This window comes from Nocardia sp. NPDC004573 (genome assembly GCF_053602135.1).
This window is the reverse complement of the sequence record NZ_JBSGDA010000004.1, coordinates 391248-404854: the sequence shown is the minus strand read 5'-3', so window position 1 is coordinate 404854 and position 13607 is coordinate 391248. Positions and strand designations below refer to the sequence as shown.

Annotated in this window: 19 protein-coding genes; 7 read left to right on the top strand and 12 right to left on the bottom strand. The window is 69.2% G+C overall.

The genetic code is table 11. The features are described from left to right. Positions 1-83 precede the first annotated feature (83 nt). Together ACWEKR_RS09580 and ACWEKR_RS09575 are read right to left on the bottom strand one after the other, a co-directional pair. Positions 84-464 (bottom strand): DUF5313 family protein, encoded by a 381-nt coding sequence (locus ACWEKR_RS09580; protein ID WP_452354099.1) that lies wholly within the window; start codon positions 462-464, stop codon positions 84-86. Continuing rightward, entirely contained in the window at positions 461-952 is a 492-nt protein-coding gene (locus ACWEKR_RS09575; protein WP_452354098.1) for a MarR family winged helix-turn-helix transcriptional regulator, read from the bottom strand. Before ACWEKR_RS09575 ends, ACWEKR_RS09580 begins: the two co-directional genes overlap by 4 nt. 118 nt (positions 953-1070) lie before the next feature. Here ACWEKR_RS09575 and ACWEKR_RS09570 point away from each other — a divergent pair, with 118 nt between their 5' ends. After that, a complete protein-coding gene (locus ACWEKR_RS09570; RefSeq protein WP_452354097.1) occupies positions 1071-2072 on the top strand; it encodes a DUF418 domain-containing protein in 1002 nt (333 codons plus the stop codon). A gap of 1 nt (position 2073) precedes the next feature. Here ACWEKR_RS09570 and ACWEKR_RS09565 read toward each other — a convergent pair whose 3' ends face one another. From ACWEKR_RS09565 to ACWEKR_RS09550, 4 genes are all read right to left on the bottom strand, one after another. Continuing rightward, positions 2074-2256, bottom strand: coding sequence for a hypothetical protein (locus ACWEKR_RS09565; RefSeq protein WP_452354096.1), 183 nt, complete (start codon positions 2254-2256; stop codon positions 2074-2076). Next, complete coding sequence (locus tag ACWEKR_RS09560; protein WP_452354095.1) at positions 2253-2687, bottom strand: hypothetical protein; 435 nt, start codon at positions 2685-2687, stop codon at positions 2253-2255. The genes ACWEKR_RS09565 and ACWEKR_RS09560 overlap by 4 nt, the downstream gene beginning before the upstream one ends. A gap of 163 nt (positions 2688-2850) precedes the next feature. Beyond that, positions 2851-3477 (bottom strand): cytochrome P450, encoded by a 627-nt coding sequence (locus tag ACWEKR_RS09555; RefSeq protein WP_452354094.1) that lies wholly within the window; start codon positions 3475-3477, stop codon positions 2851-2853. A gap of 109 nt (positions 3478-3586) precedes the next feature. Continuing rightward, a complete protein-coding gene (locus ACWEKR_RS09550) occupies positions 3587-3781 on the bottom strand; it encodes a hypothetical protein (protein WP_159842630.1) in 195 nt (64 codons plus the stop codon). Between the two features lie 113 nt (positions 3782-3894). Here ACWEKR_RS09550 and ACWEKR_RS09545 point away from each other — a divergent pair, with 113 nt between their 5' ends. Genes ACWEKR_RS09545 through ACWEKR_RS09535 form a run of 3 tightly spaced genes read left to right on the top strand, consistent with a single transcriptional unit; the run spans position 3895 to position 4694 of the window. Next, on the top strand, positions 3895-4332 hold the full coding sequence (locus ACWEKR_RS09545; RefSeq protein ID WP_195084688.1) for an Asp23/Gls24 family envelope stress response protein: 438 nt from the start codon (positions 3895-3897) through the stop codon (positions 4330-4332). Between the two features lie 23 nt (positions 4333-4355). Further along, positions 4356-4511, top strand: coding sequence for a DUF6131 family protein (locus ACWEKR_RS09540; RefSeq protein WP_169813002.1), 156 nt, complete (start codon positions 4356-4358; stop codon positions 4509-4511). 9 nt (positions 4512-4520) lie between these two features. Further along, a complete protein-coding gene (locus ACWEKR_RS09535) occupies positions 4521-4694 on the top strand; it encodes a CsbD family protein (RefSeq protein ID WP_159842626.1) in 174 nt (57 codons plus the stop codon). A gap of 75 nt (positions 4695-4769) precedes the next feature. Here ACWEKR_RS09535 and ACWEKR_RS09530 read toward each other — a convergent pair whose 3' ends face one another. The 3 genes from ACWEKR_RS09530 to ACWEKR_RS09520 all read right to left on the bottom strand — a co-directional run bounded on the left by ACWEKR_RS09530 (position 4770) and on the right by ACWEKR_RS09520 (position 6382). Beyond that, complete coding sequence (locus ACWEKR_RS09530; RefSeq protein WP_452354093.1) at positions 4770-5498, bottom strand: VIT1/CCC1 transporter family protein; 729 nt, start codon at positions 5496-5498, stop codon at positions 4770-4772. A gap of 57 nt (positions 5499-5555) precedes the next feature. Next, entirely contained in the window at positions 5556-5930 is a 375-nt protein-coding gene (locus tag ACWEKR_RS09525; RefSeq protein WP_452354092.1) for a hypothetical protein, read from the bottom strand. 62 nt (positions 5931-5992) lie between these two features. Beyond that, on the bottom strand, positions 5993-6382 hold the full coding sequence (locus ACWEKR_RS09520) for a PPOX class F420-dependent oxidoreductase (protein WP_195084691.1): 390 nt from the start codon (positions 6380-6382) through the stop codon (positions 5993-5995). A 156-nt stretch (positions 6383-6538) separates the two neighbouring features. Between ACWEKR_RS09520 and ACWEKR_RS09515 the strand changes: the two genes are divergently transcribed. Then, complete coding sequence (locus tag ACWEKR_RS09515; RefSeq protein WP_452354091.1) at positions 6539-7513, top strand: RNA polymerase subunit sigma-70; 975 nt, start codon at positions 6539-6541, stop codon at positions 7511-7513. Positions 7514-7522: 9 nt separating this feature from the next. Here the strand turns inward: ACWEKR_RS09515 and ACWEKR_RS09510 are convergent, their stop codons facing one another. Together ACWEKR_RS09510 and ACWEKR_RS09505 are read right to left on the bottom strand one after the other, a co-directional pair. Next, positions 7523-9457, bottom strand: coding sequence for a UvrD-helicase domain-containing protein (locus ACWEKR_RS09510; protein ID WP_452354090.1), 1935 nt, complete (start codon positions 9455-9457; stop codon positions 7523-7525). Between the two features lie 136 nt (positions 9458-9593). Continuing rightward, positions 9594-10631, bottom strand: coding sequence for an AraC family transcriptional regulator (locus ACWEKR_RS09505; RefSeq protein WP_452354089.1), 1038 nt, complete (start codon positions 10629-10631; stop codon positions 9594-9596). Between the two features lie 70 nt (positions 10632-10701). Between ACWEKR_RS09505 and ACWEKR_RS09500 the strand changes: the two genes are divergently transcribed. Beyond that, on the top strand, positions 10702-12207 hold the full coding sequence (locus ACWEKR_RS09500) for a flavin-containing monooxygenase (RefSeq protein WP_452354088.1): 1506 nt from the start codon (positions 10702-10704) through the stop codon (positions 12205-12207). A gap of 31 nt (positions 12208-12238) precedes the next feature. On the opposite strand, the gene ACWEKR_RS09495 is transcribed toward ACWEKR_RS09500, so the two are convergent. Next, positions 12239-13051 carry a DUF1460 domain-containing protein gene (locus ACWEKR_RS09495; protein WP_452354087.1) on the bottom strand — a complete coding sequence of 271 codons (813 nt, stop codon included), beginning with the start codon at positions 13049-13051 and terminating at the stop codon, positions 12239-12241. 166 nt (positions 13052-13217) lie between these two features. On the opposite strand from ACWEKR_RS09495, the gene ACWEKR_RS09490 reads away from it, so the two are divergent. Next, complete coding sequence (locus tag ACWEKR_RS09490; RefSeq protein ID WP_195084697.1) at positions 13218-13595, top strand: hemophore-related protein; 378 nt, start codon at positions 13218-13220, stop codon at positions 13593-13595. Positions 13596-13607 lie beyond the last annotated feature (12 nt).

Here is a 13607-nt window from a genome sequence, read left to right as displayed (position 1 = left end):
GCCCGGAACGGTCTCTATCCTCCGGTACGGCCACCGCGCGGGAACGGTGTCCGGGGGCGCACCGCCGCCGGGGTCACCGCCGGTCAGCGCGGGTGCTGGGCCGTGTATCTGGCGCGTTCCCGCGCTCGGCGCTCCGCTTGTCGCGAATTCTCCAGATCCACCGGCAACCCGTGTTTCGCGAGCCGGTGCGCCCGGTTCATCGGCATGTACGCGACCGTGTAGAACAGGGCCAGTAGCAGCGCCAGCAGGATCATCGCGCCGCGCAGCCACAGCTCGCCGGGGAACAGCAGGAACGCCGCGAACAGCGGGGTGAACGGCACCATCCCGCGCAGGACATGCCGGGTGGCGGCGAACCTGCCGGTCAGATCGTCGCGCACCCACTCCCGCATGGAATCGGGCAGGCGGCGTCCGAAGGCGTAGCCGATCCACTGGAGGGGACCGGGCCGCCGTCGCTCTCGGGTCATGACCGGGCTCCTCGGGACGGGATCGGGGCGTCGGGCTCGGCGGGCGCCGACCGGCGGGCCGCCTCGTTCACGCGGGTGAGGACGTCGCGCAACTGCTCGAGGTCGGCGAGGGTGACGCCCAGGCGTTGCACGACGGCCGGCGGGATCCGCTCGGCCCGCGCGCGCAGTGCGGCCCCGGCCTCGGTCAGATTCACCACGAGGTTGCGCTCGTCCCGGCTGTCGCGCTGGCGGCTGATCAGCCCGGCGGCTTCCAGGCGCTTGAGCAGTGGGGACAGTGTGGGGGAGTCGAGCTGGATCGCCTCGGCGATGGCCTTGACCGACATCGGCGCTTCGCCCCACAGCGCGAGCATCACCAGATACTGCGGGTGGGTGAGCCCGAGCGGCTCCAGCAGCGGACGGTAGACGGCCAGTACCGCTCGATTGGCTACGGCCAGCGCGAAGCACACCTGCCGGTCCAAACGCAGCGGATCGTCGATCTCGGTCACCATCGGCCCTCCTTGTCCACAGTCGAAGTTAGCGTATGAATAGTTAGTGCGTTAAGTAATGTGTGCGACATCTCGCCACGAGATACCGGCTCCGGGCATGCCGCTGGTTACCGTGAGATTCATGCACTACGACGCGCGTCCACCCCGTATCCAGGAACTGGACGCGGTCCGTGGTTTCGCGCTGTGCGGGATCCTGGTGGTGAACATCTGGCGGATCACCGACATGCCTGCCACGGACGGATCGGGTGCGGTGTTCCCGGTCCGCCACGTGCTGTCGGTGCTCTTCGAGGGACGGTTCTTCCCGATATTCGCGTTTCTGTTCGGGATCGGCTTCGCGCTGCTGCTGGAGGGCGCCGCGCAGCGGGGCGAGCGCCCGCGGCTGGTGCTGGTCCGCCGGTTGCTGGCGCTCGGGCTGATCGGCTTGGTGCACCAGCAGTTCCAGCCGGGTGAGGCGTTGCTGCCGTACGCGCTGGCCGGATTGGTGATCCTGTTGCCTTCTTCGGCGCTGCCCACCTGGGCGGTGTTCCTGGCGGGCCTGGCAGGCACCTTCGGCGTCGCGCTCGCCTTGGGCGGCGGACTGGCTTTGGCGCCAGGGCTTTTCCTACTCGGCCTGGCCACCGCACGCGCCGGAATCGTGGACAGCCTCGATGAGCGGGGTTGGCAGATCGGTGCGGTCTTCGCCCTCGCCCTGCCCGCCGCGATCGCGGCAGGGCGCTGGGAGTACCGCACACCGTATCTGGAGCTGTGGTCCACCCCCGCCATGGCCGTGGCCGGCCTGCTGGGCGCGCTGGCCTACGTCACCGGGCTGCTGCTGTTGCTGCGCATCGAGCCCGGTCAGGTGCTCGCGGAGATGTTGCGACCGATGGGCCGCATGGCGCTGACCAATTATGTCGGCGCCACCGCCGTGATCCTGTCGGCGGCACCGCGTTTGGGCCTGCCCGGCTCCGACGACTACGCGACGGTTCTGGGGTTGGCGGTCGCGATCGTCGCGGCGCAGGCGGTATTCAGCGCCGTGTGGTTGCGACTGTTCGAGTACGGACCGCTGGAATGGTGGTGGCGCTGCGTCACCTGGTGGACGGTGGTGCCGATCCGGCGCGTGCGGGTGCCCAGCAGCAGATACTGAGTCAGCGCGGAGCCGAGGGGTCGCCGGTGGTGTCGAGCGCGGCCGGCGTCGCGGGGACCAGCGGCGCGGTGTCGAACTGGATCGCGACCTCGACCAGCCACGCCAGCTCGGCGGCCAGCGTGGGCTGGTCCGGCTCGGTGAAGGAGAGATCGTCGCCCGTCGGTGGCAGACCGAGCTCGATCACTCGTTCTCGATGCGGCGCAAGATATCCAGCATCGCCAGCACCGACTCGGCGCGGACCGCACCCTGTCGCAGCCCATCCCGCAGCACGAGCTCCAGCACCTCGTGCTCGGCGTTGCCCTTGAGCGCGTTGATCAATGCCAGCTCGCTCCCGCGCGCCGCCGCCAGCTGCGGGTCGGTGAACGGGGCCAGGCTGTCGAGCCCGAAGTAACCGCGGAACAGCTCCAGCGTCTCGTAGGACGGGTTCACCGCCTGGCCGGTGCGCAGTTTCCAGAGGTAGTTGGCGGACAGGCGCGTCCCGGTGGTGCGGTGGATGTCCTCGGCCAGCGCTCGATGCGTGATCTCCTGCGGCCGACCGTTTTTGCCCGCGGGCGGGTGCATTCCGTTGATCAGGGTGTTGAGCGCCCGGGTGAACGGGTGTGAGTCCTCCCCCATATCAGCGTGTCTCCTGTGGTTGACAGGGCATGTGGCGTAGATCATACTCGTCCTGCTCCGCGAGCGTATGCCGGTGTGGTCGCCCTGAAGGGGTGGGTGACCACGAGAGGCCCGGTACCCGAGAGCGGCAGCAGATGGGGCGATCATCGTCGCTCGCCCCATCTCATCGGAGTTCCACCGGCACCGTGAGTGGCCCCCGATGCCGAAAGCCCGAGCGCCACCCGATCTCTCGTTCGTCCACCGCGAGCGCCGAATCCGGCCATCGGGTGAGGACGTGCTCGACGGCGGCCGCGCTGACGGTGCGCACCAGCGCGTTACCCAAGCAGGCGTGCACGCCGTGGCCGAGGGCGAGCTGTGCGCCGGGGTTGCGCGTGAGGTCCGGTTCGCCCGGCCGAGGGAAGACCTCGGGGTCGTGGTTGGCCGAGGCCAGGCAGAGCGGCACCGTCTGTCCCGCGGGAATCGTCGTGCCGCCGAAGGTGACGGCGGTGGTCGCGAAGCGCGGCCCGGCCAGCACCTGCGGAGACAGGTAACGCGGCAGTTCGTCCACGGCGGATCGCTTGTCGGGCAGCGCGTGCCACGTCTGCCGCTGGTCCGGACGGCCGAGCAAGGTGAGCACCGCACCGGCGATCAGGTCGGCGAGCACTTCGTACCAGACGAACAGCAGGTAGAACAGCAGTCCGGCCGGCTCGTCGGCGGTCGGCGACCCGGCGTCCGCGTGCGCGGCGGTGCAGCGCGCGAGGGCGCTGCCGGATCGCTGGGCATGCCTCGTGGCGTCGGTCCCGGTCGTCATCATCCCGCACTGCCGCTCGGTATCCCGCTGTCCGCCGGTCGTCGGCGCGGGGCTGCGCGCGGGTTCCGGTCTCCGCGCGGCCGGATGGCCACGCGGCGTACCGAGCCGATCAGGAGGCGGCGGCTCCGGTCTGCCGGATCGCGTCGAGCACCTCGCCGTAGGTCAGCGTCGTCGAGTTCACGATCGCGCGTTCGGACGGCACGTCGATGTCGACGGAGTCGATGCCGTTGACGCCGCGCAGCGCCGATTCCACGGCCGACGCGGACTCCCGGGTCACGTTGTGCAATGTAACTGTGTACGTCATGCGAATCGCATTGACGGATTCCACTCGCTCAAACTTTCCTTTTTGTCCCGTTTGATCGCGGGGACCCCGGGAATAGCGGAGTTGTCAAACGAATCGACGCAACAGGGATTGCCATGATCATCATCATCGGGCTCGTCGCCTTGATCGCGGCCGTGATTATCGGAGTTGCCGCCGTAGTGGGCAACACCGGCCCCGCTCAGCAACTGACGAGCGATTTCTCGGTATTCGACTATCACTTCCACGGCTCCACCGGAGCGCTGTTCGGTTACGGCGTCGTGCTCGGTGCGATCGGGATGATCGGACTAGCCCTCGTGCTGTCCGGCGCGTGGCGGGTCACCCGCCGTGGCATGGTCGCGCGTCGTGAACTCGCGCAGTCCCGTCGCGAGATGGCGGCGGTACGGCGTGATCTGGCGGCAGACACTTCCGCACCCGCAGCGCGGGCTCCCCAGGAGCCGGCCTGGCGGCGGTGGCTGCGCGCACCCGGTTCCGGTACTGCCCGGACCGATCGCGGCGCGACGGTGCCGACCTCGAAACCCGTGACCGCGAAATAGTTGAGAAGAAAAGGAATACGACAATGATCATTCTCGGCCTCATCCTCTTGGTCCTGGGCTGGCTGCTCTCGATTCCGCTGCTGACCACCGCGGGCATCATCGTGCTGATCATCGGGCTCGTGCTGCTGGTGGCCGGCTCGGTGGGCCGCCCGGTGGGTGGCCGTCGCTGGTATTACTAGGAATCGCTCATGAAGTTCGAAGATCGCCTCGCGCACCAGGTGCAAGCGACCAGAGGCAGCATGAAGAAATTCCTCGGCAAAGCGACCGGCAACTCCCGGCTGGAGGCCGAGGGGCGGCGTGACCAGACCCTCGGCAACGTCAAGCGCGCCGCGGGCAAACTACGGGACGCGTTCAAGCGCTGACCGCGCACCGATCGACCGTGCCGGGCGAAGGCCGACAGCCTCCGCCCGGCATCGTCGTGTTCCGAGATCGACCCGTCAGATTCCGATCACGTCGGTGAGCTGCCCGATGCCGTAGGTGACGGCCATGGCCAGCGCGCCGCCGACCACCACCCGCACCACGGCCCGGCCCCGAGGGCTTCCGCCCAACCGGGCGCTGACCGATCCGGTGAGCGCGAGCGCGGCGAGCACGGCCGCGAACGTCACCGGAATGCGCGCGGTGACCGGCGGCAGCAGGATGGCCAGCAACGGCAGCAGCGCGCCGAGCGTGAAGGCGGCCGCCGAGGAGAATGCCGCCTGCCAGGGATTGGTCAACTCCGCGGGATTCAGGCCCAACTCGGCCTCCGCGTGCGCGGTGAACGCGTCGTGCGCGGTGAGTTCCTCGGCCACCTTGCGTGCCGTTTCCGGCGTCAATCCCTTGGCCTGGTAGATCGCCGCGAGCTCGGCCAGTTCGTAGTCCGGCTCGTCGCGCAGTTCCCTGCGTTCCTTCGCCAGCAAGGCCCGCTCCGAGTCGCGCTGGGTGCTGACCGACACGTATTCGCCCACCGCCATCGAGATCGCCCCCGCCGACAGCCCAGCGATGCCCGCGGCGAACAACGCGGGCGTGTCGGTTGTCGCCGCTGCCACGCCGACCACCAGTCCCGCCGTCGACACGATGCCGTCGTTCGCGCCGAGCACCCCGGCGCGCAACCAGTTGAGCTTGGACGCGAACCCGTTGCCGTGCGGTTCGTGCGGATGTGCGCCGGGGGCGTCGGTCGTGCGAGCCATAGAACGCACCTTAATCACCGCGCCCGGCGCGGGCGGGAGCCGCGACAGGCCGGTCCGCTACCGATGGGGCGGGCGGGGAACGACCGTTGGATGCGGAAGCATCGTGCGGTGGATGATCTGCAGGACCAGCAGGAACAGCACCGAAAGCCCGGCGGTGGTGAGATCCCCGACCAGCACCGCCAGCACGGCGAACGCGGCGAACACCGGAACCTCCAGCACCGCGCACCAGCGGAGGATCCGCAGCCGCCTGGCGTTGGCGGACAGGCGTTGCACACCGTCATCGATGATGGTCAGCGCCGTCTCGTAGCGCACCATCCCGTCGCCGACCTGGACGAACATGTGCACCGCCTGGTCGCGGCTGAGTTCGCCGAGCCAGGCCCGGTCGATCAGCCGCTTGCCCTCCTCGGCGACCTCCTTGATAACCGCGTCCATGCGGCCCCCTTCCCAGTCGATCGGAGAGTCTAGCGGCCGAATCGCGCCTTCCCAGTGGCGATTCAGGCGGGCGGGAAGACGTACACGCGCTCCGGCACGATCCGCACGATCAACCGTCGCGCCTGCGGCTCCGGTGGGGGAGTCGCCCCGCCCATGTATTTCGCGTACATCGCGATGAGCAGCGTCTTGTCCGGGTCGTCGGTGATCTCGGCCCGGCCACGCACTTCCGCGTACCGGCCGTCGGCTCGGCTGAGCACCAGCAGGCTCACCCGCGGATCGCGCCGCATGTTGCGGGTCTTCAGCCGCCCTTCGATCGTGCTGAACACCAGGGTGTCGCCGTCGTGGTCGACGAAGATCACCGACGACTGCGGGCGACCGTCCGCGTTGGCGGTGGCAAGGACGGCGGCGTGGGGGCCGTCGATCAGGATGCGCACGGTGTCGTCGAGTTGCATCGGAAGTCTCCTCGGTCGTTGCGGGAATCACGGTGATCCCCGTAATGCGGACTTCCGCGCCGGCTCGAAGGAATCGCGAGAAGCGATTCTTTTTCACGTCCCGTCCGGTCTTATCTGCGACGGCTCACGCCCCGTGGACCGGGAAAGGACCTGCGGATGACCTCGACCAGCGCGCTGCCCGACGCCGAATTCACCCGCCGCACCCAGCCGTATCGCCGGGAATTGCTCGCGCATTGTTACCGCATGCTCGGCTCGCCGCACGACGCCGAAGACTCGGTGCAGGAGACCTACCTGCGCGCTTGGCGTTCCTTCGGCGCCTTCGAGGGCCGCTCCTCGGTGCGGACCTGGCTGTATCGCATCGCCACGAACGTGTGCCTGACCGCGCTCGAGCACCATGGGCGGCGCGTGCTGCCGTCGGGTCTCGGCGCCCCGGGCGCGGACCCTTCGGCCCCGCCCGTGGCTGCCCCCGCGGATGTCCGGTGGCTGCAGCCGATGCCGGACGCCTTGGTCGCACCGGACCCGGCCGGTGTGGTGGTGGCCCGTGACAGCCTGCGTCTGGCGCTCATCGCGTGCCTGCAGCACCTGAACGGCAGGCAGCGCGCGGTGCTGCTGCTGCGTGACGTGCTCGGTATGCCCGCGGCGGACGTCGCCGGCGTGCTCGATACCAGCACCGCGGCGGTGAAGAGCGCGTTGCAGCGCGCCCGGGCCCGGCTCGCGGAGGTCGCCGTGGCCGCCGAGCAGGCGGTGCCGCCGAGCGAGCCGGGGCAGCGCGGGCTGCTCGAGGAGTACATGACCGCGTTCCGCCGCGCCGATCCGGCCGCCATCGAACGTCTGCTGCATCGCGACGCCGTACTGGAGATGCCGCCGTCGGCCACCTGGTTCGCGGGCAAGCGGACGTGTGCCGCCTATCTGGCCGGACAGGTCCTCGGCACGCCCGGCGAGTGGCTGATGTTCCCCGCGCCGGCGAACGGGCAGCTCGCCGCGGTCGCCTATCACCGGCAATCCGATTGCGTATACCGGGCTTTCGGCGTCGCGGTGCTCACCACGACGAAGGAGTCGATCGTCCGGATCACCGCGTTCGGCGATCCGGAACTGGTCACCACGTTCGGATTCGCGCCGGTTCTGGGATGAGCGAGCGGGTCACCGCTGGAACTCCTGGCGGGCGTCCCGGACGCCGATCCACACGTAGTCCCGGGCCCTGGTGATCGCGACGAGCTTCTGCCGGTCGGCGAGTTCGGCGCGTTCCCGGTCCGCGCCGGTGCGCGATCGGGGTCCGCCGGACCAGGTCGGATGGAATACAGCCGCGAAATCGAGCCCCTTGGCGCGGTGCACGGTGCCGACCTTGACCGCCGCGTGGGGCGTCCCGTCGTAGTCCTCCAACGGCAGCGTCGCGATGCCAACGGCGTCGAGCGCCCCGGCGAGCCTGCCTGCCTCCTGGCGGGTCCGGGTGAGCACGGCGATGTCGGACAACGATTTTCCGCAGCCGCGGATGCCGTCGACCAGCGCCGCTTCCAGGTACTGGTCGGGCCCGCGCCAGATCCGTACCACGCCGTCGGGGAGGACGACGTCGGCGTCGCGCAACAGCACGCCGGGCGCGTCGTCGAAATCGCCGAGCTCGTTCACCGCGTCGATCCCGGCGGCGTTCTCCCAGACGCGGCGGCGGTTGCGGTAGTCGACCCGCAGGATCGCGCCGCGACCGCGCAGATCGATGCCCGCGTCGGCCATGCGCCAGCCCCCGGCGTACACCTGCTGCTGACCGTCGCCGAGCAGCAGCAGCGGACTCGATCCGTTGCCGCCCGCGATGGCGTGGGCGAGCCGCAGCCCGGCCAGGGTGATGTCCTGCACTTCGTCGACGACGACCGCCTCGTAGGGCTCGGGGAGCGGCTCGTTGCGGATCTCGGCCAGCGCGACGGCGATGACGTCGCTGTAGTCGGAGATGCCCCGCTCACGCATCTCGCTCACATAGGGGACGTACAGCTTGTGCCACACTTCGGCACGCGTGTCGTCATCGAGGCCGATGCCGTTGCGCCCGTGGCGCTCCGCGCCTCGATAGACGTCGAGATCGTCGATCTCCCGGCCCTTGATCACCCGGTCGATCTCCTCGCGCCAGTAGCTCTCGTGCGGCTCGAGGTGCTCGAAGTCGGCTCGCGCCCGCTGCCAAACCCGGTGGAACACGTGGTCGGCTCCGTGCGGGTCGAGTTTCGGCGCCGCGATCCGCTGCGCGAGGAAATCCAGAGCCCAGGAATGCAGGCCGGCGAACTGGACGCGCCCCTCGGTCCCCGGCGCGAGCTGCCGGAAGTAGGTCTCCTGGCAGTTCGCGAGCGTCTTGACGAACGTCGTGTACAGCTGACGGCCGGTGGATCGCTTCGCCTGCCTGGCCATTCGGTGCAGCGCTACTACGGTCTTACCCGTGCCCGCCGGGCCGGCCAGCCGGGCGGGACCGGTGTACGTGCGCGAGACCAGGAGTTCCTGCTCGGGATCCAGGAAGGTCATCCAGTGGTGGAACGGCCTTCCCAGCGCCGCCGCACGCTGCGGCGCGAGGACTTCCGACCGATCGAGCAAGGTGAGATCCGTTGCCTCCGGCGCCGGTTCCTCGATCTCCAGCAGCTCGTACTCCCGGGCCGACTGATGCGCGACGGTGTTCGCGACGGCCTGGACGCGGGTGGGCTTCAGCTGCCGGTGCCGTGCGCGGATCACCCGATCGAGCTCGCCCGGCCGGGCGACAGCGAACCTGCCGTCGCCGCGAAGTCCGACCTCACCGGGGACGAGGAGCACGATCTGCGCATCGTGGGCGACGACCTTCTCCCGCCCGAATTGCAGTCTGCCGAACCGCGCCTCGAGATGGCGGCGGATGCCGTCGAGTTCGGCGGGCACGTCCTCGGCGAACCGGAACGCGAAAAGCCCGGTGCCGCAGACCAGCAGCGCATGGGCATGGTCGGCGGGCACCGGATTCCGGTGGACGAGCAGGCAGCGTCCCGGTTCGGTCAGCGCCTCGGTGAGAAACGCGCGCTGATCCGAGGTACAACCGGGGATGCGAGTGAGCGTGTCTGTGACACGCGAATGCCAGGTGTTCATGGAGTCCCCCTTCCGGTGCACACCTACCCCGTGTTCGACGGTAAAGTCGCGGCGTCGAGGAGGGAATGGGCCGAGGGCTTTCGGAGACAACCGTTATCGAATGGGACTTTCCGGATGCCGGACTGTTGTCGATCTGTCACCCGAAAGTGTTGTGCGCCTGCGTCCTTACCTGTGCCTCGGTGCGACGCAGGCTGGTAGGCGTTGTGCCCCACCACCTTCGGGCGCATCGAGTGAACGTCGCCTGCTCGGACAACCCGATCAACGAGGCGACCTGACTCATCGGCATGTCCGTCGTGGTCAGATACCGCCGCGCCGCGTCCCGGCGGACCTCGTCCAGGATCGCCGCGAACGAGGTGCGTTCGGCGGCGAGCCGTCGTTGCAGGGTGCGCGGATGCACGGTCAACAGCCGTGCCACCGCGCCGATCTCGGGCGCGGAGGTGCCGAGCAGTTGCCGGACGGCGGCGCGCACCTGCGGGGCGATCGCCGCCGTCGCGTCGCCGGACTGCTCGGCGAGAAACGCCATGGCCAGCCGGTGCAGGTTCTCGTCACCCCCGGTGAGCGGCCTGCTCGCCAGGCTGCTCGGCAACCGCAGGGCCGCGAACGGACGCTCGGCCCGCACCGGCGCGCCGAAGAACTCCTCGTACCCGGCGACCGCCGCTGCGGGCCGGTAGGGCAGCTCGACCGACCGCAACCCGTAGCGGTTGTCCACCAAGCGCTGAATGGTGCGGTGCACGAATGCCAGTCCCAGGTCGGTGGCCTGGACCGGGGCCGGAAGCCCGGGGTGCACGCCATAGCGCAGCGCGATCACGCCGCGATCGCCGTAGGGGTCCGGCTCCAGCGTCAAGCTGAGCGACCGCGCGTGCAGGAACAGATAGCGCGCCGAGCACTCGAGCACGTCGGCCAGCGACGGCGAATTGCGGATGGCCAGTGCGAGCGGGCCGAGCATGTCCAGGTCCTGCCGTTGCGCGATCCGCAGGCCCAGATCGGGGCAGCGCAGCTGGTGTGCGGCCAATTCCAGGACGGCCGCGACGCGCTCGTCGGGTACGAGCAGGTCGTCGGCGTCCAAGGCGGCCACCGGCAGGCCGCATGCCGTGGCGAGCGCCTCCGCGTTCCCGCCCAGTTCGGCCACGGTCGCGCGAAAACCACGCAACCCGGCCGAGCGAATGACCGACATGTCGTAGAGAATCAAATAGTTGTCGCGCAAAGTCAAGAATGCGCGGCCGCTCGGCTCGCACACTGGAACAATGACCGAGACCGCCGCAGCACCGGAACACCTCGATGTCGTGATCGTCGGCGCCGGGCTGTCCGGTATCGGCGCGGCCTACCGGCTGCAGACCGAATGCCGGGGCAAGACGTACGCCATCCTGGAGGCCCGCGACACGCTCGGCGGCACCTGGGACCTCTTCAAATACCCCGGTATCCGCTCCGACTCGGACATGTTCACCCTCGGCTACCCGTTCCAGCCGTGGCGCGATGCCAAGTCGATCGCGGACGGTCCGTCGATCCTGCGCTACATCACCGAGACCGCGACCCAGCACGGCATCGACCGGCACATCCGCTATCGCACCAAGGTGGTCGCCGCCGACTGGGACAGCGCGGCCGCGCGCTGGACGCTGACGCTCGCGCGGCGCGACCCGTCGGGCACCACCGAGACACACACGCTGACCTGTGGCTTTCTGTACGCCTGCGCCGGGTACTACGACTACGACCAGCCGTACGCGCCGGAGTTCCCCGGCATCACGTCGTTCGCCGGCCAGGTGGTGCACCCGCAGTTCTGGCCCGAGGACTTCGACTATCGCGGCAAGCGCGTCGTCGTGATCGGCAGCGGCGCGACCGCGGTCACGCTGGTGCCTGCCATGGCGGAGCAGGCACAGCTGGTGACGATGCTGCAACGCTCGCCGACCTGGATCAGCGCGGTTCCCGGCCGGGACAAAGTGGCCGACAAGATCCGCGACCTGCTGCCGCCGCGGCCGGCGCATCGCGTGATCCGCGCCAAGAACATCCTGTTCGGCATCGGCTTCTACCAGTACTGCCGACGGCGTCCGGAAGCGGCGCGCAGACTGCTGACCGGCCTCACCACCCGCATCCTGAAGGACGAGCAGGCCGTCGCCGAGCACTTCACGCCCAGCTACAACCCGTGGGACCAGCGGCTGTGCGCGGTCCCGGACGCGGACTTCTTCAAGGCGATGCGCAAGGGCAAAGCCGAGGTCGTCACCGACCACATCGACACGTTCGTGCCGGAGGGCATCCGGTTGCGGTCGGGCCGGGTGCTGGAGGCGGACGTCGTGGTCACCGCGACGGGGCTGCAGCTGCTCGCCTTCGGCGGGATCGCGCCCAGCGTCGACGGCGTGCCGGTCGGATTGTCCGAGCAGTTCGTCTGGCAAGGGGCCATGCTCACCGGCGTCCCCAACTTCGCCGTGTGCATCGGGTACACCAATGCGTCCTGGACGTTGCGTGCCGACCTCACTTCCCGGTTGGTCTGCAAGGTGCTCGATCACATGGACCGCCGCGGTTACGCCGCGGTGGTGCCCGAGCCGCAGGGCGAACTCGCCGAAAACCCGCTGCTGGATCTGGCTTCCGGTTACATCCAGCGCTCCATCGGCGACTTTCCGCGTCAGGGTGACCGTCATCCGTGGAAGGTGCGGCAGAACTACCTGCTCGACTCCGCCACGACCCTGCGCACGGACTTGGACAAGACGCTCACCGGGACGCCGAAATCGGCGCTTCGGCGGCCGGTGCCCGTCGCCTAGCCCGGACGAACGATCACGCGTCCGAGTGCGGTCAGCGGACCCGGAGCACCACGATGCCCGGCACCGACCGGACGTAATCGGCGAACGGCGAGTCGACCACCCTCTGATTGACCGCGAGCGAGGACGCGTTGCGGAAGACCGGACCCGTGTCGGTCATGACGAAGATGCCGACGTGGGTCACGTCCAGGCCCGGTTGGTCTGTGTACGCGCCGATGTAGTCGCCGGTGCGCAGCCCGCTGACGACATCCGAGCCGACGGCGGCGCTCGGGATGTAGGTGACGGCGCGATCGACCACGGGCAGTCCGGGGAGATAGGCGCCGCCGTCTGGTCGGGCATTGAGGTGCTTGCCGACGGTCACGGCCGCGGCGCTCAACGTAGCCGTGACGTCGGTGGCCGCGATGTCGGCGACGTGCGACCAGTCGGTGAAGAAGTGTTTGCGGTGCGGGAACTCGACTCGCCCCCCGGCGTAGCGCGTCCGGATCAGGTTCGCGGTGAACTGGTCGCGGTCGGTCGACGCGGTGAGTGCGTGGACATAGTCGAGGTAGGTGAAGCAGTCCAACCGGCGGAAGTCGATGACCAGTTGTTCGGGCTCGGTCGCCGACCCGATGAGCATGTTCGCGCCGTAGGGCGTGCCGAGGAAGGGGCGCGACAGCAGCTCGATCAGCTCCGCCTTGCTCGCCGAGACGGAGGCTCGACCGCGCAACGCCAGCAATTCGTCGAGCTTTGCGGCGGTGACGTCGTCGAGGCGCGCGGCTTCCGGCGCGCCGAGTGCCGAGGGAGGTATCGACACAGCGCAACAGACGAGGGCCGCGAGAACGAGCAGTACCCGAACGATGATGCGCAAGACGCCTCCAGCAGAAGGGATCGGCCGATCGGTACACGACAGCGCTACCACGGTAACCCGGCGACGGCGTCGGCAAGACCTAGCGCCGTACAAACACCCTTGCTGGTGGACTGAACGCCGGGTCACCACGCGGTGGCCCACGTTCCGACCGAAAGGTTTATCCGACATGACGAGAATCGTTCGAGCCACCCTGGCACTCGGCGGCCTGCTCGCCGCGGGGGCGCTGCTGGTTCCGGCGGCCGCCTCCGCGCAGCCGCAGCCGGGCGGCCTGCTGGAGACGACGTGCAGCTTCGCGCAGATCGACGCCGCCGTCCACGCCCAGTTTCCCGACGCCGCCGCCCGGCTCGACGCGCATCCCGACCGGAGGGCGAAACTTCAGGAATTGCTGAGCCTGCCGGTCGAGCAGCGCAAGCAGCGCGCCCAGGAGTTCTTGAATACGCACCCCGAGGCCAAGCGCAAGTTCGAGGAGCACCGCGACTCGCCGCAGGCTCAGCAGCACCGCGAGAAGCTGCGCGTGCTCGCCGACACCTGCCACAACTACTGACCACGTCGCGGG